The organism is Natronococcus jeotgali DSM 18795, from assembly GCF_000337695.1.
Lineage (GTDB): Archaea > Halobacteriota > Halobacteria > Halobacteriales > Natrialbaceae > Natronococcus > Natronococcus jeotgali.
In genome coordinates, this window is record NZ_AOIA01000167.1 from 38,808 (window position 1) to 65,244 (window position 26,437).

The 26,437-nt window shown below is 69.3% G+C and carries 24 protein-coding genes, 1 tRNA gene and 2 pseudogenes; 16 read left to right on the plus strand and 11 right to left on the minus strand.

Annotated features, from left to right (window positions below; all coding sequences use genetic code 11):
* The first annotated feature begins 13 nt into the window (after positions 1-13).
* Complete coding sequence (locus tag C492_RS21430) at positions 14-214, plus strand: DUF7835 family putative zinc beta-ribbon protein (RefSeq protein ID WP_008427521.1); 201 nt, start codon at positions 14-16, stop codon at positions 212-214.
* Here the strand turns inward: C492_RS21430 and map are convergent.
* Positions 211-1,107: a type II methionyl aminopeptidase gene (map, locus tag C492_RS21435; protein ID WP_008427524.1), complete on the minus strand. Its 897-nt coding sequence runs from the start codon at positions 1,105-1,107 to the stop codon at positions 211-213. The two genes, C492_RS21430 and map, sit on opposite strands and share 4 nt — an antisense overlap.
* Before the next feature lie 227 nt (positions 1,108-1,334).
* Positions 1,335-2,300, minus strand: coding sequence for an isoaspartyl peptidase/L-asparaginase (locus tag C492_RS21440; RefSeq protein ID WP_008427525.1), 966 nt, complete (start codon positions 2,298-2,300; stop codon positions 1,335-1,337).
* Between the two features lie 288 nt (positions 2,301-2,588).
* Between C492_RS21440 and icd the strand changes: the two genes are divergently transcribed.
* The 6 genes and pseudogenes from icd (at position 2,589) to C492_RS21460 (ending at position 7,493) form a co-directional block, all read left to right on the plus strand.
* Positions 2,589-3,851 carry an isocitrate dehydrogenase (NADP(+)) gene (gene icd, locus C492_RS21445; protein ID WP_008427527.1) on the plus strand — a complete coding sequence of 421 codons (1,263 nt, stop codon included), beginning with the start codon at positions 2,589-2,591 and terminating at the stop codon, positions 3,849-3,851.
* Positions 3,852-4,750: 899 nt separating this feature from the next.
* Positions 4,751-4,900: pseudogene (locus C492_RS25460) on the plus strand (polysaccharide deacetylase family protein); the annotation flags it as partial.
* Between the two features lie 95 nt (positions 4,901-4,995).
* Positions 4,996-5,547, plus strand: a complete 552-nt coding sequence (locus C492_RS21450; RefSeq protein WP_239643469.1) for a hypothetical protein — start codon at positions 4,996-4,998, stop codon at positions 5,545-5,547.
* A gap of 298 nt (positions 5,548-5,845) precedes the next feature.
* Positions 5,846-6,190, plus strand: a pseudogene (locus C492_RS26100) (polysaccharide deacetylase family protein); the annotation flags it as partial.
* Between the two features lie 97 nt (positions 6,191-6,287).
* Positions 6,288-6,986, plus strand: a complete 699-nt coding sequence (locus C492_RS26105) for a polysaccharide deacetylase family protein (protein WP_449289512.1) — start codon at positions 6,288-6,290, stop codon at positions 6,984-6,986.
* 78 nt (positions 6,987-7,064) lie between these two features.
* A complete protein-coding gene (locus tag C492_RS21460; protein WP_008427531.1) occupies positions 7,065-7,493 on the plus strand; it encodes a GNAT family N-acetyltransferase in 429 nt (142 codons plus the stop codon).
* 18 nt (positions 7,494-7,511) lie between these two features.
* Here the strand turns inward: C492_RS21460 and C492_RS21465 are convergent, their stop codons facing one another.
* Both C492_RS21465 and C492_RS21470 read right to left on the minus strand, forming a co-directional pair.
* Entirely contained in the window at positions 7,512-8,891 is a 1,380-nt protein-coding gene (locus C492_RS21465) for an NRAMP family divalent metal transporter (RefSeq protein ID WP_008427532.1), read from the minus strand.
* A gap of 86 nt (positions 8,892-8,977) precedes the next feature.
* Positions 8,978-9,316: a cupin domain-containing protein gene (locus tag C492_RS21470; RefSeq protein WP_008427533.1), complete on the minus strand. Its 339-nt coding sequence runs from the start codon at positions 9,314-9,316 to the stop codon at positions 8,978-8,980.
* Between the two features lie 105 nt (positions 9,317-9,421).
* Here C492_RS21470 and C492_RS21475 point away from each other — a divergent pair, with 105 nt between their 5' ends.
* A complete protein-coding gene (locus tag C492_RS21475; protein ID WP_008427534.1) occupies positions 9,422-9,946 on the plus strand; it encodes a DUF5817 domain-containing protein in 525 nt (174 codons plus the stop codon).
* A 118-nt stretch (positions 9,947-10,064) separates the two neighbouring features.
* On the opposite strand, the gene C492_RS21480 is transcribed toward C492_RS21475, so the two are convergent.
* The 3 genes from C492_RS21480 to C492_RS21490 form a co-directional block, all read right to left on the minus strand.
* Complete coding sequence (locus tag C492_RS21480; protein WP_049893235.1) at positions 10,065-10,745, minus strand: potassium channel family protein; 681 nt, start codon at positions 10,743-10,745, stop codon at positions 10,065-10,067.
* Between the two features lie 136 nt (positions 10,746-10,881).
* Positions 10,882-12,108 (minus strand): hydroxymethylglutaryl-CoA reductase (NADPH), encoded by a 1,227-nt coding sequence (gene hmgA / locus C492_RS21485; protein WP_008427536.1) that lies wholly within the window; start codon positions 12,106-12,108, stop codon positions 10,882-10,884.
* Positions 12,109-12,150: 42 nt separating this feature from the next.
* A complete protein-coding gene (locus C492_RS21490; RefSeq protein WP_008427538.1) occupies positions 12,151-12,555 on the minus strand; it encodes a hypothetical protein in 405 nt (134 codons plus the stop codon).
* Positions 12,556-12,672: 117 nt separating this feature from the next.
* Between C492_RS21490 and C492_RS21495 the strand changes: the two genes are divergently transcribed.
* Positions 12,673-14,241, plus strand: coding sequence for an amidohydrolase (locus C492_RS21495; RefSeq protein WP_008427539.1), 1,569 nt, complete (start codon positions 12,673-12,675; stop codon positions 14,239-14,241).
* Between the two features lie 151 nt (positions 14,242-14,392).
* Positions 14,393-15,367, plus strand: coding sequence for an LLM class flavin-dependent oxidoreductase (locus C492_RS21500; protein WP_008427540.1), 975 nt, complete (start codon positions 14,393-14,395; stop codon positions 15,365-15,367).
* Here C492_RS21500 and C492_RS25975 read toward each other — a convergent pair.
* Both C492_RS25975 and C492_RS25650 read right to left on the minus strand, forming a co-directional pair.
* A complete protein-coding gene (locus C492_RS25975) occupies positions 15,282-15,683 on the minus strand; it encodes a hypothetical protein (protein ID WP_394295484.1) in 402 nt (133 codons plus the stop codon). The genes C492_RS21500 and C492_RS25975 overlap by 86 nt on opposite strands.
* A complete protein-coding gene (locus tag C492_RS25650) occupies positions 15,626-15,760 on the minus strand; it encodes a hypothetical protein (RefSeq protein ID WP_275040367.1) in 135 nt (44 codons plus the stop codon). Before C492_RS25650 ends, C492_RS25975 begins: the two co-directional genes overlap by 58 nt.
* 166 nt (positions 15,761-15,926) lie before the next feature.
* Here C492_RS25650 and nadA point away from each other — a divergent pair, with 166 nt between their 5' ends.
* From nadA to C492_RS21530, 6 genes are all read left to right on the plus strand, one after another.
* Positions 15,927-17,060, plus strand: coding sequence for a quinolinate synthase NadA (gene nadA, locus C492_RS21505; RefSeq protein ID WP_008427541.1), 1,134 nt, complete (start codon positions 15,927-15,929; stop codon positions 17,058-17,060).
* Positions 17,061-17,066: 6 nt separating this feature from the next.
* On the plus strand, positions 17,067-18,593 hold the full coding sequence (locus tag C492_RS21510) for an L-aspartate oxidase (protein ID WP_008427542.1): 1,527 nt from the start codon (positions 17,067-17,069) through the stop codon (positions 18,591-18,593).
* Positions 18,590-19,405: a carboxylating nicotinate-nucleotide diphosphorylase gene (gene nadC / locus C492_RS21515; protein WP_008427543.1), complete on the plus strand. Its 816-nt coding sequence runs from the start codon at positions 18,590-18,592 to the stop codon at positions 19,403-19,405. The genes C492_RS21510 and nadC overlap by 4 nt, the downstream gene beginning before the upstream one ends.
* Before the next feature lie 69 nt (positions 19,406-19,474).
* Positions 19,475-20,143, plus strand: a complete 669-nt coding sequence (locus C492_RS21520; protein WP_008427544.1) for an RNA 2'-phosphotransferase — start codon at positions 19,475-19,477, stop codon at positions 20,141-20,143.
* 69 nt (positions 20,144-20,212) lie between these two features.
* The gene (locus tag C492_RS21525; protein WP_008427545.1) at positions 20,213-21,709 is read left to right on the plus strand and encodes an aldehyde dehydrogenase family protein; all 1,497 of its coding nucleotides are present in this window, start codon (positions 20,213-20,215) and stop codon (positions 21,707-21,709) included.
* 68 nt (positions 21,710-21,777) lie between these two features.
* Positions 21,778-24,852 carry a PAS domain-containing sensor histidine kinase gene (locus C492_RS21530; RefSeq protein WP_008427547.1) on the plus strand — a complete coding sequence of 1,025 codons (3,075 nt, stop codon included), beginning with the start codon at positions 21,778-21,780 and terminating at the stop codon, positions 24,850-24,852.
* A gap of 255 nt (positions 24,853-25,107) precedes the next feature.
* Here C492_RS21530 and C492_RS21535 read toward each other — a convergent pair.
* Together C492_RS21535 and C492_RS21540 are read right to left on the minus strand one after the other, a co-directional pair.
* Positions 25,108-25,191 (minus strand) — tRNA-Leu (locus C492_RS21535).
* A 76-nt stretch (positions 25,192-25,267) separates the two neighbouring features.
* Positions 25,268-26,386 (minus strand): AI-2E family transporter, encoded by a 1,119-nt coding sequence (locus C492_RS21540; protein WP_008427549.1) that lies wholly within the window; start codon positions 26,384-26,386, stop codon positions 25,268-25,270.
* Positions 26,387-26,437: the final 51 nt, after the last annotated feature.

The window sequence follows — 26,437 nt, forward strand, 5'->3', positions numbered from 1 at the left end:
GAAAGGAAGCGTAATGGCAACGACAGACGACTCGTTCGACGGGCTGACCGAACACTGCCAGAACTGCGGCCTCGAGACGCCCCACGAAGTGTCGGTCCAGCTCCGAACCGAGAGCCGCAAGGAGGAGAACGCGCAGTTCTCGCGTGAGCCCTACCGCGTCGCCGAGTGCAAGCGCTGTGGCGCGCGGACGAGCCAGCGGATGAACAACGCCTAGACCGTCGTCACTTCGCAGCCGTCCTCGGTCACGATGACGGTGTGTTCTTTCTGGCTTACCAGACGGCCCTCGTCCTCCTTGAGCACCGGGTAGCCGTGGACGACGTCGTTGCGCTTGAGCCTGCGCAGCGCCATCTCCGGACGGCTCGTCTCGAGCCAGCGCGTCGCGAACGGGAGCGTCCGGAACTCCTCGGTGATCTGCTCGAGGGCCTTGCGGGCGTCCCGGTTCCGGACCGACCCCTCTCGCTCGAGGGCGAAGATCTCCTCGCTGGCGCCCTCGGTGACTTTCCCGCCGCCGTCGGTCGCGAACGGTTCGATCGCGACGACGTCGCCGACCTCCAGGGTCGTCCCCTGAGAGACCGCCCGGTTCGGGATCGTCGGACTGGTGTGTTGCTCCCAGTGGCCCAGCCCGTGGCCCGTGAGGTTGACGACCGGATTGAAGCCGTAGCCGTCGATGACGTCTTCGATCTCCGCGCCGATCTCGCCGGTCTCGACGCCCGGTTCGATCATGTCGATCGCGGCCTCGAGGGCCGCTTCGGGTGCCTCGGCGAGCTCGGGATTGCCCGAGAGGTCGACGGTGATCGCGGTGTCGGCGAGCCAGCCGTCGACGTGGACGCCGATGTCGAGGTTGATCATCTCCTCGCCGAACGTCGACTCGTCGCCGATCGCGGGGGTCGCGTGGGCGGCCTCCTCGTCGATCGAGATGTTGACCGGAAACGCCGGGTTACCGCCGAGTTCCCGAATGCGATCCTCGGCGTACTCGGCGACCTCGAGGTGGCTCGCACCGACCTCGACGCGCTCTGCGGTCTCTGCGCGCACCTGCGAGAGGATCTCTCCGGCCTCGCGGAGCTTTTCGTACTTTTCGGACTCGAAGTCCACCTCGGGTTCGGCCATGTAACGGAGTTGTACCGGTCGGCAAAAAGAGGTTCCGTCTCTCCCCGATTCCGGCCGGCGAGGACCGAAGCGACGTCACGGACCGTTTCCCGACGAAACAGTCGCGGCCGTTTTTCCCGTCGAACGTCTCCGTTCGGGTGGCGTGAGAGACGCCAGTTTCGGGTACGGGCGACGTGACGCCTCGGGGCCGAGGTTCCCCGGCGGGGACGAGGACGGCCCCGAGGCGTTCACGCCGATCGATCGGTCGCCTGCGCCGTCTGCATCCCGTCACTGTTGTAGGCCGATCCCAGCCGCCCCCGCGCGTCGATCGCGATGACGCCGGCGGTCGAACCGGTAAGTTCGGCGAACTCCTCGATCCCGAGCGCCGCGGCCGCGTCGGCGTCGAGGCCGCGTTCGACGTGGCCGGCGACCCGCCGCGAGAGGGTCGTGCGCGCGATGTCCTCGCCGGCGCCGGTCGCGCTGACCGCCGCCGAGGGACAGCAGTAAAAGCCCGAGCCGACCTGCGGGACGTCGCCGACGCGGCCGGCGAGCGCGAGCCAGCGCCCGCCCGTCGAAGTCGCCGCGGCGAGGCGCTCGCCGTCGACGGCGACCGCGCCGACGGTGTCGTGATCCCGTGGAGCACCGTCCGTCGGACCTCGTTCGACGGTGTCGCGATCGGAGTCGGCGGCGGTCGCGTCCGTCGTGCCCTTCCCGTCGCGCCCGTCGGGATCCGTCCGTCCGTACCGCTCGCGGATCCACTCGAGTTCGCTTCGCGGACCGCCGGAGGGCGGCTCGAGCGCGTCCCACCGCTCGCGCGTGCGCTCGACCCAGAGGTCGACGCCCGTCTCGATCCCGTAGGCGTCGGCCAGCGAGACGGCGTGCTCACCCGAGACGAGGCCGTGGGGCGTCTCCGCCATCACGAGTCGGGCGACCTCGACGGCCCGCTCGACGCCGGGCATCGAACAGGCCGCCCCGACCGACCGATCGTCGGTCATGATCCCCGCGTCGGTGCGGATCTCGCCGTCGCTCTGGACGGCGCCGCCGACCCCCGCGTTGAACCGCGGCGAGGACTCGAGGACGCCGATCGCGGTCGTCACGGCCTCGGTCGGCGTCGATCGATCGGCGCCGGTTTCGGCGGCTCGCTCGAGGACGGCCCGTCTCGCGTCGGGCGCTTTCGGCGTGGCGCCGGCGCCCCCGTGGACGAGTAGCTGCATGCCCTCCGTTGGCGAGGCCACCGGGGTAACGGTTTCGCCGCGGAGAACCGCACCGAGTACGGGGTCCGGTGGCGATCGCGGGACGGCACCGTCGCTGTTCGTCGCGTACGGCTTCGACAGCCGACGAACGGATATATCACGATCGAAACTGTGTTTTAACGGTGTGAGGGGTCTACGGACGGATTCTTCCACGATTGGGATGAACCGTGCCCCCTCCTCCGGAAATTCGACGCAACATCGGCGGAAATGGGAGGTCTTTTACCCTCATCGGAGCACGGTACAGACGAGATGAGTTACGACAAGATCGAGGTCCCCGAGGACGGGGAAAAGATCACGCTGAAGGAGGGAACCGAGGACGAGCTCGAGGTCCCCGAGAACCCGATCATCCCGATTATCTACGGCGACGGCGTCGGCAGCGACGTCGGCCCCGCGGCCCAGCAGGTGCTCGAGGCCGCCGCGGAGGCGACCGGTCGCGAGATCAACTGGATGCGCGTCTACGCCGGCGAGTCCGCCCGCGAGAAGTACGACGAGAACCTCCCTGACGAGACCGTCGAGGCGATCAAGGAACACCGCGTCGCGATCAAGGGCCCGCTGACGACCCCCGTCGGCGCCGGCTTCCGCTCGCTGAACGTCGGGCTTCGCAAGCTGCTCGATCTCTACGCGAACGTCCGACCGACCTACCACCTCGACGGCGTCCCGTCGCCGGTCTCCGAGCCCGAGCAGATGGACATGGTCACCTTCCGGGAGAACACGGAGGACGTCTACGCCGGCATCGAGTGGGAGGCCGGCTCCGACGAGGTCGAGCAGGTCAAGTCGTTCGTCGAGGACGACATGGGCGAGGACGACGTCATCCACGACGGTCCCGTCGGCATCGGCATCAAGCCGATCACCGAGTTCGGCACCAAGCGACTCGTCCGTCGCGCCATCGACTACGCCCTCGAGCACGACCGGGACTCGGTCACGCTGGTCCACAAGGGCAACATCATGAAGTTCACCGAGGGCCAGTTCCGCGACTGGGGCTACGAGGTCGCCGAGGAGGAGTACGGCGACGAGGTCATCACCGAGGACACCCTCTGGGAGGAGCAAGACGGCGAGGCCGACGACGACACGCTCGTCGTCAACGACCGCATCGCCGACAACATGCTCCAGCAGCTGCTGACCCGCACCGACGAGTACGACGTCATCGCGACGATGAACTTAAACGGGGACTACATGTCCGACGCCGCCGGCGCCCAGATCGGCGGCCTCGGCATCGCGCCCGGCGCCAACTTCGGCGACGGCCACCTGCTGGCCGAACCCGTCCACGGCTCCGCCCCCAAGTACGAGGGCCAGGACAAGGTCAACCCGACCGCGATGATCCTCTCGGGTCGCATGATGCTCGAGTACCTCGGCTGGGACGACGCCGCCGACCTCGTCCGCGACGCCGTCGAGGAGACCATCTCCTCGGGCAAAGTCACCTACGACCTCGAGCGCCAGCTCGAGGACGCCGAGAAGCTCGCCACCAGCGAGTTCGCCGACGAGGTCGTCGACAACCTCGAGAAGCTGTCGTAGAGCGCTTTCGAGCAGTCGGGCCGCTTCGCCGATCCGATCGTATCGGGACGCTCACCTGAACGGCGCTCCGGGGGATCGGAACGCGGCGCGTTCCGACGCCGACTGTTTCGGACCGTCTCTCGAGCCGGGAGACGACTTCGGGCGGAGCGTTCTCACATCGAATAGTTTCAACTGACGAAACAGTAGCAGCCGACAGCGGCGAGACGATTTCGGAGCGACCTGTCGGCACCCCCTACTATCGTTCTCGGTATCGTCTCCAGTTTCTGCCGTATGCCGTCGATACGGGTCGATATCGACAGGATCGGTCCGAACTAAAACGTGCGGTGAATGGTTACTTATCCAGGTAGTAAGCCGATTCCATGAGTTAAACCATCGGTAACAGCTGGATTACAAAGTACCGCAGTAGGGTGATCTGATTCGGGTGTGTAATGTTAGAAAATATATCTTACTCGGCGGATGGTGGCAGGCACTGCAGTTCGCGTGCGGACAAACGGATCGAAAGCGCCGTCCGCAACGTCCGTGGCAGTTCGACTGGCTGTCGAACTCGCCGGTGTTCGACTGGGGAGGCGCGGTAGAGTGCGCCGCCGACGAGTTCTCATCGCCGGCGTTCCGGCCGCGATCGGCGCGTACGGACTGACGGGACGAAGCGACGACGAATCGGACCGCGGTCGGCGAGAGCGGGACTCGACCGAGCGCGGCCACGGCACCGGTTCGAGACCGCCCGACGAAGACGGCCCAGACGAGACGGAGAGGGGCAACGAGACCGGTCGCGAGGAAGGGGAGGAATCGATCCTCGAGGACAGCGAGGGGATGGTCGTGTTCACGTACGACGACAGCCCGCTCGAGGACTACACGCTCACCTACGAGGTCCACCGGGAGTACGGCGTTCCCGNGAGGGGATGGTCGTGTTCACGTACGACGACAGCCCGCTCGAGGACTACACGCTCACCTACGAGGTCCACCGGGAGTACGGCGTTCCCGGTTGTACGGCGGCCTGTCCCGGCCACATGGCGGAGCGAGACGCGTCCCTCGATCCTGCCCAGCTCCGGGAGATGCAGGACGACGGCTGGGGGGTCCTGTCCCACACCTACCGCCACCGCGCGCTCGGCCACATCGGCCTGACCGAGCCCNGGACGACCCGCTCGTGGTCTTCGACGAGGGGACCGAGACGACCGCGACGGTCGCCGGACGGGGCAGCGATTCGGTCGGGCAGTACGTCGAACTCGCGGAGCCGATCGCCGAGACCGTCGGCCAGTCGGGGTACGTCAGGTATCCCGGGTCGTTCATGCGCGAGATCCTCGAGAAGACCGACGCCCGCCTCGAGTCGTGGGGGCTGGACGTGACGGGTTTCGTCTATCCGTACGGACTGTCCGAGGGTCTCGCCGAGGAGATCGTCCGCGAGCGCTACCCCGCGGTCGCGAATCACCGCTACGGCGGCGGGCACAACGAGCTGGCGGGGCTGGATCCAACGGCGATGCGGCGGATGTACGTCGAGACCGACAAGGCCACCCAGGACGACGTCGACGCGTTCATGGACACGGCCGCCGAGGAGGACGTCCTCGCGATCGTCGGCGGTCACTCCCAGTACGGCACCCTCACCGAGGATCGGCTTCGCTACACCATCGAGACCGCCCTCGAGCGAGACCTCGCGATCGTCACGATGGGGAAGGCGCTGGCCGAACTCGAACGCCGGTAGGACGGACCGTCGCGATCGACCGCCCGGTCACCGCAGCGCCCTCCGGGCGGACGGATTCGCCGAGATCAGACTCCGCCGGCGGTCGTCCGGAACCGTGCAGGCACCCTCCGCTCGGCTCGCCAGAGATCGGAGTCGGAGTCGCGGTGCCTCCGATCTAGCTGAAAGCTTATGCCGGTCGATGAGCGAAGGAACTGATGTTAAATACATGTTGATGGGAGAAGCAACTAAGCGTGATGGTTACCGAAATAACTCTCGGTCGGGTGGTGTGCGGCGAGGGACGGTCGGCGGTGATCGATAGATGCGGCGACGAAGCCTGCTCTCGGCGACCGGGGTCGCGCTCGCGGGCGTCGCGACTCCCTACGGTATCTCCCGCTTCGGGGACCGCGGTGCGAACGGTCGGGACGGCTCCTCGCGCGAGGACGAGCCGAACGAACCCGCAGAGACCGAGACGGAGGCTGGCGGCGCGGAACGCGACCTGGCGAACCGCGAGGGCGCGGTCGTCTTCACGTACGACGACAGTCCGATCGAGGACTACACGCTCGCCTACGAGGTCCACCGCGAGTACGACGTTCCCGGCTGTACCGCGGCCTGTCCGGGACTGATGGGAACGGACGACGCGTACCTCGAGCCCGCCCAGCTCCGGGAGATGCAGGACGACGGCTGGGGGGTCCTGTCCCACACCTACCGCCACCGCGCGCTCGGCCACATCGGCCTGACCGAGCCCNGCCCAGCTCCGGGAGATGCAGGACGACGGCTGGGGGGTCCTGTCCCACACCTACCGCCACCGCGCGCTCGGCCACATCGGCCTGACCGAGCCCGCCCGCGAGGGCGACGCCCGACTCTACGTCGAGGCGAACCGCCACGGCGCCGTCGAGGGCGACCCCCTCGTGATCTTCGACGAGGAGACCGAGACCACCGCGACCGCCGTCGGCCGGGGTAGCGACTCGAGCGGGGAGTACGTCGAACTCGAGGCGCCCCTCGCCGAGACCGTCGGCTCGTCGGGCTACGTTCGGTATCCCGAGTCGCTCATGCGCGAGGTCCTCGAGCGAACGGACGACCGCCTCGAGTCGTGGGGGCTGGACGTGACGGGCTTCGTCTACCCGTACGGGCGGTACGACGGTCTCGCCGAGGACGTCGTCCGCGAGCGCTACCCCGCGGTCGCGAACCACCGCTACGGCGGCGGCCACAACGAGCTGGCGGGGCTGGATCCGACGGCGATGCGGCGGATGTACGTCGAGACCGACAAGGCCAGCGAGAACGAGATCGACGCGTTCATGCGCACTGCGGCCGACGAATCGGTCCTCGCGATCGTCGGCGCCCACACCCAGTACGACACTCTCACCGAGGAGCGACTCCGCTACACCGTCGAGGCCGCCCTCGAGCACGACCTCGCGATCGTGACGATCGAGGAGGCCCTCGCGAGGCTGGCGGAGCTGTAGCCGCTGGCGATCGTCGGCCGCGATCCGTCGAGGCGTCTACCGTAACGCTCTCGAGTCGCGTCGCCGTACCCGCCGCCCATGATCGAGACCCGCGTCGTCGAGTCCGACGCCGAGCGCGAGGACGCCCTCGCCGTTCGCCACGCGGTGTTCGTCGAGGAACAGGGCGTCGACGAGGACCTCGAGTACGACGACCACGACTCCGAGGCCGTCCACTTCGTCGCCTACGACGGGAGCGAGCCCGTCGGGGCCGCGCGGCTGCGCGAACTCGATGACGGCATCGGCAAGGTCGAGCGCGTGGCCGTCCTCGCGGACCGACGCGAGGAAGGGATTGGCCGGGAGCTGATGGCCCGTCTCGAGGAACGGGCGCGAGCGGACGGGTTCGACGAGCTGAAACTCCACTCCCAGAGCCACGCGGCCGACTTCTACGCGGATCTGGAGTACGACCGATACGGCGAGACGTTCGAGGAGGCCGGCATTCCCCACGTGCGGATGCGAAAGGAGCTGTAGCTGTGAGCGGCCCCGTCGCTACCCCGAACAGGCGCGGAATCGGTCCCGAACCGCAGTCCAGACGAGCCCGACGATCGCCAGCGCCATCGCCGCGGCGAAGGCGACGACGAACAGCGCGGTCGGGTCGCCCGCAGACGCCGCCGGCAGCTCCTCGAGGACGAACTCGACCGCCAGTACGACCGCGATCGCAAAGAGGGCGAGCCCGCCGACGTTCTCGAGGAACGAGTTCGTCTCGCCGACGACGGCGGAATCGTTCAGCAAGACGAGGATGGCCGCGAGCGCGAAGGGGGTCCCGACGAGACCGAAGGCGAGCACGAGCACGAGCAGTTCGAAGAAGGCGCCCTCGAGGAACGCGCCGACCGCCGAGGCGAGCGCGACGGCGACGAGCGCGCCCCGGTAGCGCGGGTCGTCGACGGACTGTTCCCAGCCGAGCTTGTCGGCCAGCAGGTACGGCGGGACGATCGTGTTCCCGCCCAGCGTCGAGACCGCGGCGCCCCACAGCCCCAGCAGGAACAGCCAGGTCGCGTGTTCGCCCGCGATCGGGCCGAGCGCCCGCGCGGCCTGGATCTCGTCGATCGTCGCGGGGTCGACGACCCCCGGCAGCACGCTCGCCGCGACCAGAAAGACCGCGAGGCTGAAGATCCCGAAGGCGACGAGCATCGAGCTGACGACGTCGAACCGGGCGATCCCGCGGTCGCGCTCGGTCCAGCCGCGGGCCCGCATCGTGTAGCCTTGCATCGTCAGCAGCGTGATGTGGACCGCACCGCCGAGGACGCCCGCGGCGACGACCGCCCCGCCGACGTCGGCCGGCATCGAGGGAACCAGTCCGGTTGCGGCCTCGGCCGGGTCGATCGGGACGACAACGGCCGAGGCGACGAACGCGAGCACCACGAGCGAGACGAGCAGCTTCGCACCGAGTTCCGCAATACGGTAGCCCCCGCCCGCGAGCCCCAGCGCGAGGACGAGCGCCCAGGCGACGCCCCAGAGTCGGGGGTCGGCCAGGGCGGCGACGCCCGCCGTGCCGACGATCGTCGCGCTGACCTCGGCCAGCGTCTTCATAATCACCAGCTGTGCGAGCCCGGCCGCGAGGACGGCGTCGATCACGAGCACCCAGGCCCAGCCGGAGCCCAGGCTGTCCTCGACGACGGCGACGACCCCCGCCTCGGTGAGCAGGCCCAGTCGCATCGCGAGGTACTGGCCGACGGTCCCCAGGATCGCCGAGAGGACGACGACCCACAGCAGCGCGTAGCCGAAGCTCGCGCCCGCGACGAGCAGGCTGACCATCGTCGCCGGCCCCGCGGCGATCGCGCCCGCGAGCCAGGTCGGCCCCAGCCGCTCGAGGTAGCCGATCACGCGCCCGATTCCCCACCGATCCGACGATCGCGTCTCCGTTCCCATCGGTCATCCTTGCGCTGAGAGGGATATAACTCCGTGGTATTCGTCGGTGGACGGCCGGCAGGGAACGGGACGGGACGGTCGCGTCGTCAGTCCTGCCAGGTCGGGTTCTCGCGGGGCGGGCTGAAGATGTCGACGCCCCGAACCGTCTCGTCGCCGCGGTTCTCGGCGGCGTGGGGCTGCTCGCCCGGGATCGCGTAGGAGTCGCCGGGGCGACAGACGACTTCGTCCCCGTCGCTCCGGAACGTCAACTCGCCCTCGTAAATAAAGCCCGTCTGTTCGTGGGGGTGACTGTGTTCCTCGACGGTCGCGCCGGGTTCGATCTCGAAGTGCTGGACGTTCATCTCCTCGGCGCCGGCCATCAGCGCGAGGCGGACGCCGTCGGCAGCCTCCGAGGTCTCGAGGTCGGACAGGGAAACGCGTTCCATACGTTCCGAGAGGCGAGGGCGGTGCTAATAGTACTACGCCTCGCGGACCACTTTCACCGCGCGTGCCGAACCTTGAACTACGGGGCCGTCCCACCTCGAGCTAGCATGTACGCCGTCGTCGGCTGCAGCGAGTGCTCGCACCTCTGGATGATCGAGGGCCGCTCCGAGACCACGCAGTGTCCCCGCTGTGGCTCACGGAAGCCCTACGAGCGGCGCAAGAAGTTCGTCGAGACCGACGACGCCGACCACGCCCGCGACGTCCGCGCCTCGATGCTGGCCAACCGCCAGGGGGAGGGCGAGGCCTTCGCGAAGCTGGATTCCTTCGCGGAGCTCGACGGGGAGGTCGCCGACGGCGTCGTCGACGACGAGACCTACCTCGAGGAATCGGGGCTCGACGCGGACGAACTCGCGGCCGCGGGCGAGCGCGATCCTCGAGGAACGACGAACAGCGGCAGCAACAAGGAGATCGTCGAGCGCGCGCTCGCGGAGCTCGAGCGCCCGACCGCCGAGGAGGTCGCCGACTACGCGGGCGAGCACGGGGTGTCTGCCGAGTACGTTCGGGACGCGCTCGAGAAACTGACCAGACGCGGCGAGGTCAGCGAGAGCCGCGGGCGGTACCGACGACTCTGAGCGCGGTGCTGCGGGTACCCCTCGCTCGCTGCCGGGAGGCGGCTCCGTCGCGACCACGACGGTTCGGGCTCGAGAACGATCGCTGCCGGATAGCCCGTCCCGCCCGCTGATCGTCGCCTCAGGGGCCACCGCCGACCGTCCTGACCGTTCCCGAGAGGAGTTCGACGACCTCGCCGAAGTCGTCGGGATCGACGGCGACGATGTACTGGCAACCCGGCTCGAGGACGGTCTCGGCTCCGGCGACGGTACTCGCGTCGGCGTCGGTAATGACGAGACAGCCGTCGGGGAGGGGTACGTCGGCGAGGGTCTCTCCGGCCAGCGGGGCGTCGGTCCCTACCTCCACCCGGACGATCTCGATATCGCCGGTCACGGCGTTGAACACGCGGGGCGCGTTGCCGACGATCTCGTTCGCGATGAGCCGAGCGCCGGCCGCCTCGGGGTAGACGACGCTGTCGACCAGTTCGCCGTACTCGTGTCTGGACTCGGTGTCGGTCCGCAACACCGTATAGATCGACTCGTTCATCCGCCGGGCGGCCAAACAGACCGCCAGATTCGTCGCGCCGTCCTCGGTGAGCGCGGCGATCACGTCGCTGGCTTCCGGGTCGGCCTCCCGGAGCACGGGCGGTAACGTCGCGTCGGCCTCGATCACGGTTGGAAAGTGGTCGTCGATCTCCGCACAGCGGGACGGATCCCGCTCGATCACGACCACCTCGTGGCCGTAGCCGTCGAGCAGCCGGCCCGCGCGGTAGCCGACGCGTCCGCCGCCGACGATGATCACGCGCAACGGATCTGTAGCCATGCGATCCACCTCTCCTCACGTTCGCGTTCCGCCCTATTAGTGGTGTGGTATCACACACCAATCCCCGAGCATCTTCTCGGACGCGAACCGACCGTCTCGCCGCCGTCGCTTCGATCGGACGGTTCGGACGCCGAGGCTACCGTCCGAGGTCCTCGTGGGCGCTCGCGAGGTGGTTCGACGCCAGCGCCGCGAGCAGGGAAAGCTCGCCCGCCAGCGCGGCGACGGCGATGATTTCGGCCAGGGCGTCGGCGTTCGAGCCCGCGGGATCGCCCCCGCCCCGGAGCCCGAGGACGTCGAGGGCCTCCGACTGGGTGGGCAGCTTGGTTCCCCCGCCGACGGTACCGACCTCGAGGGAGGCCAGCGAGACGGAGGCGTAGAGGTCAGTCGCACCGTCGTCCGCGTTCCGGGCGTCCATCGTCGTGATCGCGTTCGCGCCCTCGACGACCTGGGCCTCGTCCTGTCCCGTCGCGAGGAACGCGGCGCCGACGACGTTGGCGGCGTGGGCGTTGAAACCCAGGCTGCCGGCCTTGGCGCTGCCCACGAGGTTCTTTCGGGTGTTTGCCTCGACGACGGCCTCGGCGGTGGTGTGGAGACGGTCTTCGACGAGTTCGCCGGGAATGACGACGTCCGCGGTGACGGACCGCCCGCGCCCCTCGACGGCGTTGATCGCTGCGGGCTTCTTATCGGAGCAGAGGTTCCCCGAGAGCGCGACCAGCGAGGCCGGCGTCTCGCTCTCGACGACCTCGCAGGCCGCTTCCGTCGCGATCGTGGCCATGTTCATCCCCATCGCGTCCTTCGTGTCGTAGGCGAATCGCAGGTAGACCGAGTCGCCGACGACGTACGGTTCGACCCCGAGCAACTCGCCGTGACTCGTCGTGGACTCCGCCGCATCGCGAAGCGCCTCGAGATTCTCCTCGACCCACTCGACGGTCTCGGCGGCCTCGGCGACGCCGTCGACCCGAAACACGGGGGCGCGGGTCATCCCGTTTTTCGTGACGCGGGCGTCGGCGCCGCCCGCCGAGCGGATGGCCGAGAGGCCGCGGTTGACCGACGCCAACAAGGCACCCTCGGTGGTCGCCAGCGGCAGGTAGCGCTCGCCGTCGACGGCGCCCCCCGAGACGGCGACGGGGCCGACGACGCCCATGGGAACCTGGGTCGCGCCGATCATGTTCTCGATGTTCGGCTCCGCCCGTTCGGCCGGGAACACGTAGTCGCCGATCGTCTCGAGGTCGGCGTCGGTCTCGCGCTCGAGGAGCAAGCGGCGGGCCTCCGCTGCGGCGTCGAAGTCGGCCTCGTCCTCGAGTTCGTGGATGCGAAGCTCCCCCTCCTGGACCCTGTCGGCGAGAGACGCGGGATCTGTCATGGTGGGGCCAACACGCGGCCCGGTCCTAAGGATTGCTGATCGTCACGGCGACTCCACTCTCGAAGCGTCGGTCGCGTCCTCGTCGCCGACTGATCGCCGGTAGGCCCCGCGGGCCTCGTACCAGAACGCCAGGGCGAGCGCGGCCCCGGCGACCCCCAGCACGAGCAGGTCCCGAGAGCGGCCCGCGGCGCCCTCGGCCTGGAGCGCGTACAACCCCGAAACGCCCGCGACGAGCCAGAGTCTGGACCGAGTCGGGATCTCGCCGTCGGTCCGCGCGAGGTACAGCTGTGGGAGGACGATCGGGATCCCGACCAACACGAGAAGCTCCACTACGGGCGACTCCGTCGCGGCGTGTCCCCACCGCTCCTCGAGGACGGAGAGTCCGGCGAGGGCGAGCACGAACAGCCCGAACGCGGCCAGGATCGCCCGGTTCTCTCGGCTCGACATGCGGGCGTCTTCGTTTCGGGGACAGTACTAGTTTTTGGCCGGATACGACGCGATTCGCGGACCGTCCGCGAGACGGGGACCACTACCGTTTTCGTCCTCGCGTGTGGGATCTTACCCATGACCGAGGCCGCAGATCTGGTGGTGACGAACGCGCGGATACACACGCTCGCGGGCGAGGACGACGGGGAACCCGACTCCGAGGAGGCCCTGGCCGTCCGGGACGGCGAGGTCGTCCGCGTCGGCGACGCGTACGAGATCGAGTTCCTCGAGGGCGTCGAGACCGAGCGAATCGACTGCGGGGGGCGGGTCGTCCTCCCGGGCTTTATCGACGCCCACACCCACGTCGAGAACGCGGGCCGGTACCTGGTTCACGCCGACCTCTCGGGCGCCGACGACGCCGCGGCGTGTCTCGAGCGCCTCGCCGAGCGAGAGGCGGAGACCGAGTCCGGGTGGGTACAGGGCTTCGGCTACGACGAGAGCGAGTGGGACGGCGACGGAGCGTACCTCACCCGCGAACAGCTCGATCGGGTGAGCGAGAACCGCCCCGTCGTCGCCCTGCGGGTCGACATGCACGCCGCGTCGCTGAACTCGGTCGCCCTCGAGGAACTCGCCGACGAACTCCCCGAGGACGACGTTCGCCGCGCGGACGGGGAGCCGACCGGGGTCGTCGTCGAGGACGCCGCCGAGCGGGTCCGCGAGCACATCGCCCCCGGCTACGACGAGACCCGGGAGCTGGTCGCGGCGGGCCTCGAGCGCGCGGCCGCGACGGGCGTGACGGCCGTCCACGACATGGTTCGCAACTCCCGCTCGCCGCGGGTCTACCGCGACCTCGCGGCCGCAGGCGAGTTGCCGGTACGGGTGCGGATCAACTACTGGGCCGACCACCTCGAGAGCGCGATCAAGGTCGGACTCGCGACGAACGCGGGCGGCGACCGGGTGCGGACGGGCGCGATCAAGACCTACACCGACGGCAGCATCGGCGCGCGGACGGCGAAGCTGTTCGAGCCCTACGAGCCCGACGGGAGCGAGGCGGAGCCCAACCCCGAAGACGACGGAGAATGGGTCGTCGCGCCCGACGAACTCGAGGGAATCGTCGAGCAGGCCGACGGCGCGGGCTTCCAGGTGACCGCCCACGCCATCGGCGACGAGGCGATCGAGGAGACCCTCTCGGCGCTCGAGGCCACCGACGACCCCGCGGGCTCGCGCCACCGGATCGAGCACGTCGAGCTGGCGACCGACGACCACCTCGAGCGACTCGCCGAATCGGGGATCGTCGCCTCGATGCAACCGAACTTCCACCAGTGGGCCGGGGAAGGCGGGCTCTACGATCAGCGACTCGGCGCCGAGCGTCGGAAGCAGATGAACCGCTTCCGGGACGTGCTCGAGCGCGGAATCGACCTCGCCTTCGGCTCGGACTGTATGCCCCTCGACCCGCTGCTGGGGATCCACCACGCGGTGAACGCGCCGACCGAAGCCCAGCGGCTCTCGGTCGCCGAGGCGATCCGTGCCTACACCCGGGGCGGGGCCTACGCCGGCTTCGACGAAGATCGGCTGGGAACGCTCGAGGTCGGCACGCGCGCGGATCTGGTGGTGCTCGAGGACTCGCCGTGGGCGCAGCCGGGCCGAATCGACGAGATCGACGTGGCGACGACGGTGGTCGACGGCGAGGTCGTCTTCGAGAACTGAAGGGCCGGAACTCCTCACTTCGAGAGCCATACCGGTGGTGCTCTCTGTCGGCGATCCTGCGCGTCGTTCTGAGCCCGACGGGACGACGCCGCGCGAGCTCGAGTGCAGGGCGGCACCGACGCTTTTGTCCCCGCCCGTCGTCGGGTCGCCCATGGACACGGGACTGCTGACGACGAGCACCGACGAGCTCTCGGAGGCCGACGTCGCCGTCCGCGCCGAGGAACTGGGCTACGACGACGTCTGGCTGCCCGAGCTGTGGGGCGAGAGCGGCGTCGTCCGGGCGACCGAGATCGCGACCCGAACCGACGAGCTCGGGATCGCATCGGCGATCCTGAACGTCTACTCGCGCTCGCCGGCCGTCCTCGCGATGACCGCGGCCTCGCTGCAGCGGGTCTCGGACGGCCGGTTCACGCTCGGGGTCGGCACGAGCACGCGGACGTCCGTCGAGGACCTCCACGGCGAGAACTTCGACCGTCCCGTACGTCGCGCCCACGAGACGATCGAACTCGTCCGCGCGTTCACCGCGGGGGAAGGGCGGGTCGACTACGACGGCGAACTGCTCGCGGCGAGCGAGTTCCCGTCGCTCGAGGCGCCGACGCCGATCTACCACGCCGGGCTGGGGCCGGCGAACCGACGGGTCGTCGGTCGGCTCGCCGACGGCTGGATCCCGCACAACATCCCCTTCTCGCGGCTCGAGGACGCCTTCGAGGAGGTCGCGGAGGCGGCCCGGGAGCGGGACCGCGATCCCGAGGAGATCACGGTCGCGCCGTACGTCCCCGCGGCCGTCAGCGAGGACCTCGAGGCGGCCCGGGACGCGATCCGCGGCCACCTCGCCTACTACGTCGGCAGCGGCGAGGGATACCGACGGGCCGTCGGCTCGGCGTACCCCGACGAGGCGGCGCGGATCGCCGAGGCGTGGCGGGAGGGAAAGCGGGGGGCGGCCGCGGACGCCGTCACCGACGAGATGATCGCCGACCTCGGCGTGGCGGGAACGCCCGCGGACGCCCGCGATCGCCTCGAGTCCCTCGTCGCCGACACTGTCATCGACTACCCGATCGTCGTCGTCCCCGAGCCCGCCTCCGACGAGATCGCCGAGCTAACGATCGAGTCGCTCGCGCCGTCGTAGCTGCGGATCGGGGCTCCGGACGGAGACTCGAGGCCGACGCGGCAGCGGGTTCGACGGGTCCGTCGAGCGGGCACGGAACCCGTCCGTTCGCTCGCCCGGTCCTCGCCGTCGCCCTCGTCGGAAACTCGAGCCGGAAGGCGGCGTGCTCGTCGACCCGATCGACGGATTCTCCGCTCGAGCGAGTCCGCGCGTCGACGACGGTTGGATCGCGTCCTGTCAGGAACCGAACGGCGTTCGGCGGGTAGCTCTCGAGGCCGATCAGCGCGCCGTCGGCCGGGGTGGAATCGAGCCGCGACGCGTCGGGCCGCGCTGCCAGTCCCGGCGGTCGATATCCGCGAACGCGTCCTCGATTCCCGTATCCGCCGTCCGGGCCGGAACGGTACGGAAACACATTACGATAATCGGACTCTCTTCTAATCGAATCGGCTTTCGCGTCAGAATGAGCGGTAAGTGTCGTTCTATTCGGCGACCAATCAGTATTACCTGACCATACTGTAGTATCGAAGGGAAAATTTATTCAATAGTAGCTACCGTGGGCTACTAGCCACGAGGGAGACGAATGGAAAGGATGGAATCCGCAGAGATCGAAACCGACCTGAGTCTGTTCAAATACGACCATCTCGAGCAGCTTCCGTCGAAGTATCGAGGACTCGAGGAAGACGAACGAACGAGGCGGATCGAGGGCGCGCTCGAGATCCTCGGCGACGACGTCGTCGTCCTCGGGCACAACTACCAGCGCCGGGAGATCGTCGAGCACGCCGACGTCGTCGGGGACTCCTACGGGCTCTCGAGGGAGGCGGCCGCGGCCGACGCCGAGTACGTGATCTTCGGCGGCGTGACGTTCATGGCCGAGAGCGCGGACATCATCACCGACGACGACCAGACGGTAATCCTCCCGTCGATGGAGGCGTCCTGCCCGATGGCCGGAATGGCCGAGGCCCTGCAGGTCGACGCCGCCTGGGAAGAGATTACGGCAGCCGCACCCGACGCCGAGATCGTCCCGATAACGTACATGAACTCCTACGCCGATCTGAAGGCCTTTTGCGCGAGCCAGGGCGGGCTGGTCTGTACGTCCTCGAACGCCGGCGAGGCCTTCGAGTGGGCCCTCGAGCGCGGCGACAAGGTCCTCTTTCTCCCCGACAAACACCTCGGCGAGAACACGGCCCACCGCCTGGGGATGGCCGACGAAACCGTCACGTGGGACCCGTGGGATCCCGAAGGAAAGGACGCCGAGGAGGTCGCCGAGAGCGACATCGTCCTCTGGAACGGCTACTGCCAGGTCCACGAGCGCTTCAGCGAGGCTCACGTCGAGCGAGTCCGGGAGGCGTACCCGGACGCGAACGTGGTCGTCCACCCCGAGTGTCGCCGCGAGGTCGTCGAGGCCGCCGACGTCGTCGGCTCGACGGCGACGATCCGCGAGACGGTCGCGAACGCCGACCCCGGCGAGACGTGGGCGATCGGAACCGAGATCCACCTCGCCGAGCACCTGCAGCGCTGGTACCCCGAGGTCGAGGTCGTCCCGCTGTGTGGCGACGCCTGCATGGACTGCAACGCCATGCGCCAGATCGACCCCAACTACCTCGCGTGGGTCCTCGAGGAGCTCGTCGCGGGCCGGGAGCGCAACGTGATCGAGGTCGCCCCCGAGGAGAAGGAGCTGGCCGAACTGGCCCTCGATCGTATGCTGGAGCTCTGATCGACCATGCCCGAGACACCTCCTCGCGACACCGCAGACGTCCTCGTCGTCGGCAGCGGCATCGCGGGCTGTGCGGCCGCCCTGCAGGCCGCACGCGAGGACGCCGACGTCCGTCTGATAACGAAGGCCGAGCGCCCCGCAGACGCCAGCACCGACCGGGCCCAGGGCGGCATCTCGACCGCCCGCGGCGACCCCGAGGCGCTGAAACGCGACGTCCTCGCGGCCAGCGACGGGACCGCCGATCCCGACGCCGTCGACGTCCTCGTCCGCGAGGCCGACGCGGCCGTCGAGGACGTCCTCCTCGAGGCCCTCGGAATCGGCTTCGACGAACGCGAGGACGGCGCGTTCGACTACGCCCGCGAGGCGGCCCACTCCGAGCGACGCATCCTCCACGTCGACGCCGCGACGGGGCGCCACGTCCTGCGTCCGTTCCTGAACCACGTCGACGACCACGAGCGCATCGAAGTCCGACAGGACACCGCCGCGCTCGAGCTGATTACCCACGAGGGTCGCGTCCACGGTGTCCTCACCGACGAGGACCCGACCGGACGACCCGTCTACGCCGGGGCGACGGTGCTGGCGACGGGTGGAATCGGTGCACTCTACCCGCGCTCGACGAACCCCGACGGGGCTACCGGAGACGGGATCGCGATGGCCGCGCTCGCGGGTGCCGACGTCGCGGATCTGGAGTACGTACAGTTCCACCCGACCGCGTACGCGGGCGAGGAGCCGTTTCTCCTGTCGGAAGCGCTGCGAGGCGAGGGCGCCGTTCTTCGGAACGCGGACGGCGACCGATTCATGGACGACTACCACCCCGACGCCGAACTCGCACCCCGAGACGTCGTCGCCCGCGCGGTCGAAACCGAACGCGAAGAGACCGGCGAGGTCGTCCTGGACGTACGGACGCTCGAGGGCGGTTTCGAGGAGGAATTCCCCGGCATCGCCGAGAACTGTCGTGACCGCGGGATCGACGGCGACGAGATTCCTGTCGCGCCCTGCGAACACTTCCTCTGTGGCGGGATCGACGTCGACCACTACGGGCGAACGAGCCTCGAGGGACTGTACGCCGTCGGCGAGTGCGCCAGGACGGGCGTCCACGGTGCGAACCGCCTGGCGAGCACGAGCCTGCTCGAGGGGCTGGTCTGGGGATTGCGGGCGGGCGAGGACGCTGCCGAAAACGGAGCGGAACCCGAAGCCCTCGAGGCGCCGACCCTTCGGGACGGCGACCCCGCGCTACCCGAACAGTTCGCCGCCGAGAAGTTCGCGCGGCTGCGGCGAACGATGGCCGAACGGCTCGGCCTCGAGCGCGACCCCGACGGGATCGCCCGCGCGAGCGCCGTCCTCCGGCGGCTCAAGGGCGAGGTCGACGCCTACACCCGAACCAGGACCTCCCGCGAGCTCTACGAGCTCCGGAACGCCTGCGTCACCGCCCTGCTGATCGCGCGGGCCGCGGGCGAGAACCCCGAATCGCGGGGCTGTCACCATCTCGTCCGCGAGGACTCGCCGACCGCCGACCCGGAGGTGATCCGATGATCACCGACACGCAGGCCGAGCGCTGGCTCCGGGAGGACCTCGGCCACCACGACGTCACCAACCGGGTCCCGGGCGAGACGACGGGCCGACTCGTCGCGACGGAAAGCGGCGTCACGGCGGGACTCGAGGCCGCCCGCACGGTTTTCGACTACCTCGGGGTCGAGGTCGTCGGGTCCGTCGAGCCCGGTGCGTCGATCGAGCGCGGCGACGAACTCCTCCGCGTCGCGGGGGCCGCGCGCGAGATCCTTCGGGGCGAGCGCGCCGCGGTGAACCTGGTCGGGCACGCCTCGGGCGTCGCGACCCGGACCCGCAAGGCGGTCGACGAGGCTCGAACGGAGTCCGACGACGTCCGGATCGCCGCGACCCGAAAGACGACCCCCGGACTGCGGGGTCTCGAGAAGCGGGCCGTCGTCGCCGGCGGGGGCGACACCCACCGCCTCGACTGCTCGCACATGGTGATGGTCAAGGACAACCACGTCGCCGAGCTGGGCCTCGAGGACGCCGTCTCGCGGTTCCGGGAGCGCGCCTCGTTCGCGACGCAGATCGAGGTCGAGGTCGAGTCGCCGAGGGACGCGCCCCGGGCCGTCTCCGCCGGCGCGGACGTCGTCCTGCTCGACAACATGTCTCCGGCGGAGACCCGGGAGGGCGTCGACCTGCTCGCCGACCGCGGGGACGTACTGACGGAGGCAAGCGGCGGGATCGGACTCGAGGACGTCGCCGACTACGCCGCGACGGGCGTCGACGCGATCTCGATGGGATCGCTGACCCACTCGGCGCCCGCGCTGGATCTGTCCTTCCGAACCGGCGAGTAGCCGGCGCTCCCGCGAGAGTGCGCAGCTCCGCGCGCGAGTTTTTTCGTCCTCGAGCGCTCACTAGCTCCCGTGACGGAGCCAGTTCGCACCTGTGCGGATCACGGCCCGTTCGCGACCGACGACGGGACCTGTCCGCGCTGTGACGCCCGCGGGACGGAACTGCTCTCGGGGGCCCGACGCCGTCGCCTCTCGACGTACGCGAGCGGCGCCCTGCGGCACTTCCCCGAGGACGCCGGCCTCGAACTCGACGAGCGAGGGTGGGCCAGCCTCGAGGCGCTGGTCGCCGCCGTCGAGAAGAAGTACGACTGGGTGGGGCCCGAGCACGTCGCGGCCGTGGTCGCGACCGATCCGAAGGGGCGATTCGAGCGAACCGCCGGCGACGGCGACGACCGCGTCCGTGCAGCCTACGGCCACTCCGTCGACATCGACCTCGAGCCGAGCGACGCGCCCGTACCCGACGAGCTCTACCACGGCACCGACCCGTCGAACCTCGCGTCGATCCGCGGGTCGGGCCTGCGGCCGATGTCCCGCCAGCACGTCCACCTCTCGGCGAGTCCCGAGGTCGCCCGCCGCGTCGGGCGGCGCCACGCGAGCGACCCCGTCGTGCTCGTCGTCGACGCCGCGGGGATGCTCGCGGACGAGCGTCGGATCGCGAAACGCGGCCGCGAGACGTACACGACGGACCGGGTACCGCCGGCGTACCTCGAGGACGGCGGCGAACCGGTCGGCGGTGGCTGACGGCGAGCCGCCAGCGACGTTGCAGGTGCGGGTCAATCGCTTATCCGCGCTACCGGACTAGGCCGCCGTATGTCGACCGAACTTCCGCTGGCACCCGACGCGGGCTGGAACGCGATCTACCTCGGCGGCGAGTGGGTCGATCCCGGCGACCGGGAGTCGATCGCCGTCGAGAACCCCTACACGCGCGAGGAGATCGCGAGTGTTCCCGCCGGCACGACCGACGACGTCGACCGGGCGTACGAACGGGCCCGCGAGGCCCAGCGGTCATGGGCCGAGCAGCCACCCCAGCGGCGGGCCGGACTGGTGACGGCCGCCCTCGAGTACGTCGGCGAGCACCGCGAGGCGATCACCGAGCTGCTCGCCGTCGAGTCCGGCAGCGCGCCCGTCAAGGCCGACGCCGAGATCCGGACCGCCCGCGGGATGATGCAGGAGGCAGCGAGCTTCCCGTTCCGGATGAAAGGCGAGCACGCGGAGTCGGTCACGCCGGGCAAGGAAAACGTCGTCGAGCGTCGACCCGTCGGCGTCGTCGGCGTCATTTCGCCGTGGAACTTCCCGCTGCACCTGTCGATGCGGGCCGTCGCGCCGGCGCTTGCCGCGGGCAACGGCGTCGTCCTCAAACCGGCCTCGAACACGCCGATCACCGGTGGCCTGTTGCTCGCGCGGCTCTTCGAGGAAGCCGGCGTCCCCGAGGGGCTGCTGAGCGTCGTCCCCGGCCGGGGCTCGGAGATCGGCGACGCGATCGCGGGTCACGACGTTCCCCGCGTCGTCGCCTTTACGGGGTCGACGCCGGTCGGCCAGGGCGTCGGCGAGCGGGCCGCGGGCAACAACGCGTTGCCGGCGCTGGAACTGGGCGGGAACAACGTCCACGTCGTCACCGAGAGCGCCGACCTCGAGCGAGCCGTCGACGGCGGCGTCTTCGGCTCGTTCCTCCACCAGGGCCAGGCCTGCATCTCGATCAACCGTCACCTCGTCCACGAGGACGTCTACGACGAGTACGTCGACGCGCTGGCCGACCGCGCGGCGAGCCTGCCGACGGGCGACCCGACCGACGAGGAGACGGTTATCGGCCCGATCATCGACGAGAGCCAGCGCGACGAGATCCTCGAGCTCGTCGCGGAGACCGTCGAGGCGGGCGCGACCCTCGAGGCGGGCGGCGAGACGGCCGCAATCGACGGCGTCGACGACTCGCTGATCGTCGAGCCGACGGTCCTCTCGGGGGTCGACAACGACGCGGCCGCCGCGTCCAACGAACACTTCGGCCCCGTCGCCCCCGTGATCCCGTACGCCGACGACGAGGAGGCGATCGAGCTGGCCAACGACACGATCCACGGCCTGTCGGGGTCGGTCCACGGCGAGGACCTCGAGCAGGCCCGGCGGATCGCCGACGGGATCGACACCGGGATGGTCCACATCAACGACCAGCCGATCAACGACGAGCCCCACGTCCCCTTCGGCGGGGTGAAACAGTCGGGACTGGGACGGTACAACGGCGAGTCCATCCTCGAGGAGCTGACGACGACGAAGTGGGTCTCGATCCAGCGCGAGCCCCGGGAGTATCCCTTCTAGCGGACGCTCGTGGGGCGCCGTCGGTAGCTGACGGGAAACTTATCCGTTTCAATAGCCACTACGCGGACATGAGTACGCGAGCGGATTCCGACGAGGGGGGCGGGGTGTTCTGGCGGTGTTCCGACGGCGACGCGGCGCTCGAGGGGTACCGAACCCTCGTCGGGACGATCGACGACGGGCTCTACCAACTCGACGGCGACGGGACGTTCGTCGCGGTCAACGACGCGATCGTCGACCTGACGGGCTACGCGCGGGACGAGCTCCTGGGGGCGCACGTCTCGCTGATTCTGGCCGACGGCGACGCGTCCGCGATCGAAACCGCGGTGGCGGATCGACGCGCCGGCGCGAGCGACGACCCCGAGACGTTCGAACTGGGGCTCCGAGCGGCCGGCGGCGAAACCGTGCCGTGTGAACTCCGCGTCGCTCCGCTCGGGAGCGTCGACGATCGCCGGGGGACGATCGGCGTGGTACGGGATCGCACCGGACAGAAACGGCGGCTGGACTCGTTCGAGCCGTCGGACGTGCCGCCGAACACCGTCGCCGACGTCCTCGACGAGGTCGATATCGGCGCGTTCGTCCTCGACGACGAGTTCGATATCGCGTGGGCCGACGAAACCGTCGCGCGGTACTTCGGGCTGGATCGAGACGCCGTCGTCGGGCGCGACAAACGAACGCTCGTCGACGAGACGACGAAACACGGCGTGGCGGAATCCGACCGGTTCGCGGAGACGGTGACGGCGACCTACGACGACAACAGCTCCGTCGAGCGCTTCGAGTGTCGGATCACGCCGGGCGAGGACCGCGAGGAACGGTGGCTCGAGCACTACAGCAAACCGATCGAGTCGGGCCACTACGCCGGCGGACGGATCGAGCTCTACTACGACATCACCGACAGGAAACGCTCGGAGAGCGCCCTCCGGGAGAGCCGCGAGGAGTTTCGCTCGCTGGTCGACTCGATCGAGGAGTACGCGATCTTCCGGCTGGATCCCGAGGGGCGCGTGATCAGCTGGAACACGGGCGCCGAGCGGATCAAAGGGTACGACCGCGAGGCGATCCTCGGCGAGCACTTCTCGGTCTTTTACACCCAGGAGGACCGCGCGGCGGGCGTTCCGGAGCGAAACCTCGAACGAGCGACCGAGCGCGGCTCGGTCGAGAACGAGGGGTGGCGCGTCCGCGCGGACGGCTCGCAGTTCTGGGCGAACGTCACCATCACCCCGATTCGGGACGCCGACGGCACTCACCGGGGCTACCTGAAGGTGACCCGGGACATGACCGAACGACGGAAGCGCGAGCGACGGCTCGAGAGCGAACTCGAGGGCGTGTTCGGCAGGATCTCCGACGCGTTCTACGCGGTCGACGAGGAGTTCCGGTTCACCCACGTCAACGACCGCGCCGAGGACCTCCTCCAGCGCTCCGAGGACGAACTGCTCGGCGAGCGCCTCTGGGACGTGTTCCCGTCGGCCGCCGAACTCGACGAGGTCTGGAACGCGTTCCACACGGCGCGGGAGACCCAGGAGGCGACCAGCTACGAGCTCTACTACGACACGCTCGGGTTCTGGGTCGAGGCGAACCTCTACCCGTCAGAAACCGGAATTTCGGTCTACTTCCGGGACGTCACCGAACGCAAGGAACGCGAGCGGTACCTCGAGGACACCAAGGAGCAACTCGAGGCCGCGACCGAGGCCGGCGCGGTCGGGACCTGGGAGTGGGACGTCGCCGAGGACTCGTTCGTCGCCGGCGCGTCCTTCGCGCGAACGTTCGGACTCGATCCGGAGCGCGCGCGTGAGGGGCTCCCGATCGAGCGGGTGCTGTCGTCGGTCCACGAGAGCGACCGCGACCGCGTCGCGGCGCAGATCGAGGACGCCCTCGAGAGCTGTGGCGAGTACGAAGCGGAGTACCGCGTTCGCGACGCCGACGGCGAGATCCGCTGGGTCTTCGCCCGCGGCCACGTCGAGTGCGACGAGGCGGGCGACGCCGAGACGTTCCCGGGCGCGCTCACCGACATCACCGAGCGCAAGCGGGCCGAGCTCGAGGCGGAGAACCAGCGCCGGCAACTCGAGACGCTCTTCCGGGTGTTGCCCGTCGGCGCCGTCGTCGCGGACGCGGACGGGTCGCTGGTCAGGGCCAACGCCGCGGCCCGGGAGATCTGGGGCGGGGACGTCTTCGACGCCGAGTCCGTCGACGAGTACGAGAAGTACGACGCCGTCTGGGCGGACTCCGGCGACCCCGTCGAGCCCGATGAGTGGACGATGTCGCAAGTCCTCCGGGGCGAGGAAGTGACGGAGCCGAACGTCTACGAGATCCGGACGTTCGACGGGCAACGGCGGATCATCATGGAACACGGAATGCCCGTCAGGGACAGCCGCGGCGACGTGCGCCGCGCGGTCGTGACGCTCACCGACGTCACCGAGCGCCGGGAGTACCGCCGAAAGCTCGAGGAGACGATCGCACAGCTCGAGACCTCGAACGAACGGCTCGAACACTTCGCGTACGCGGCCAGCCACGACCTCCAGGAGCCCCTGCGGATGGTCTCGAGCTACCTCCGGCTGCTCGAGGACCGCTACGGCGACGCCTTCGACGCCGACGGCGAGGAGTTTCTGGCGTTCGCCCTCGACGGCGCGGATCGGATGCGGAACATGATCGACGGGCTGCTCGAGTACTCCCGCGTCGAAACCCAGGGGAGCCCCCTCGAGCCGACCGATCTCGAGGACGTCGTCGAGGACGTTCGCGCCGACCTGCAGTTCCGGCTCGAGGAGAGCGGTGCCGACGTGACGGTCGATCGGCTCCCCCGGGTCGAGGGCGACGCCGACCAGTTGCGGCAGGTGTTCCAGAACCTGCTCGAGAACGCGATCGAGTACAGCGGCGACGAGCCGCCGACGATCCGCGTCGACGCCGAGCGGCGAGGCGATCGGTGGTCGGTCGCGGTCCACGACGAGGGAATCGGCATCGATCCCGACGATCAGGACCGCGTGTTCGAGGTCTTCCAGCGGCTCCACGGCCGCGGCGAGCACGAGGGGATGGGGATCGGGTTGGCGCTGTGTCAGCGGATCGTCGAGCGCCACGGCGGCGAGATCGCCGTCGACTCCGAACCCGGCGAGGGGGCGACGTTCTCGGTGACGCTACCCGCGGTCGACGAGGCGTAGCGGCCGATCGGGATCCGTCGTGGCGCTCGAGTCGGGATCCCGGGAGTCGAACCGCGAAGACGGGTGCTCGCTACGCGCTCGCTTACGATGCTCTCCGTTCAAATCTTCAGTTCGAACGCCGTTGCTCGTGAGTTGCTCGCAGCGGAAATGCGAGGGAAGGGATTTGAACCACGCGAAACGCTCGCTCCCGCTCGCGTTTCTCTCGTTCAAATCCCCTCGTCTCGCAGCTACCGCTCACGGATGTTCGCGGTAGCATGCGAGGGAAGGGATTTGAACCCTCGGACCCCTACGGGAGCGGGTCTTAAGCCCACCGCCGTTGGCCTGCTTGGCTACCCTCGCGCGGGATGCACTCGAGGGTACTCGCCGTCTCGGGATGTGCGTTTCGGTGTCCGTCGAGACGCGATCGCCCCGCGGCTCACTCGTCGGACCCGCCGTCGTTCGCGTCGGCCACCGCCCGTTTCTCCGATTCGGCGCCGACCGTCCCCTCGAGGTGGCCGTCGGCGGCGGGCTCCCCGGAGTGGGCCCGCGCGAAGCAGTCGAAGGTGAGCTTCGCGCCGCCGAGGACGACCGGACCGACGAACAGCCCGACGGCGCCGAAGGCGATGAGCCCGCCGAAGATGCCGACGACGACGATGGTGGAGTCGAACGCGTCGGTGTGACCGATCAGTGCGGGTCGGAGATACGTATCCGAGAAGGTGATGAGCAACCCGTAGACGGCGACCGCGGCGCCGGCGGTCGGCCGTCCGACCGCGACGAGGTAGCCCGCGGCCGGAATCCAGACCCCGAACGCCCCGACCAGCGGCAACAGGGTGAGCACGAACGTCGCGACGGTCAGGAAGATGACGGCGGGGACCCCGGCGACCAGGAGGCCGACACCCAGCAACACCGCCTGAACGGCCGCGACGGCCGCGTTCCCGACGACCGAGGCCCACATGAGGTCGTCCAGTCCCGCACAGAGTTCGTCGAGGATCCGATCGTCGACGGGCACCACCCACTTGGTCCACGCGACGACCCGCTCGCCGTCCCGCAACAGGCCGAAGAGGACGAACAGCGTGACGGTCAGTCCGATGAACAGGCCCGGCAGGCTGCCGACGAAATCGAGCGCTCCCGTCGCGACCTGCTGGAGGGCCGTGGCGATTCGATCCTGGTTCGACTCGTACAGCGAGACGGGATCGACGGGGAGGTCCTCGGTCCCGAGGACCTCCTGAACCGTCCCGACGTCGAACTGTCCCTCCCTGATCGCGGGAACCACCCCGAGGGCCTGTCGGACGGCGATCGTGACGACGTACACCAGCGGAATCAACACGACGAGCAGCGTCGCCACCACCATGACGAACGCCGCGATTGTCGGCCTAAGATAGTTCTCGAGGCGGCCCTGGAGAGGGTAGAGCACGTACGCGAGAACGAGACCGAACAGCACGTACTGAAGGTAGGGGACGAGAACGAGCAACGCGAGGACGCCGCTCAGTAGCGTGATCGCGATCAGTCCGCGCTGCTCGAGGTCCCAGTCCGAGAGGTAGCTCCCGTCTGCCATGCGTGGTCGTTCACGCGGCCGCGGGATTAGTCCACTGCTGGAACCGCGCCG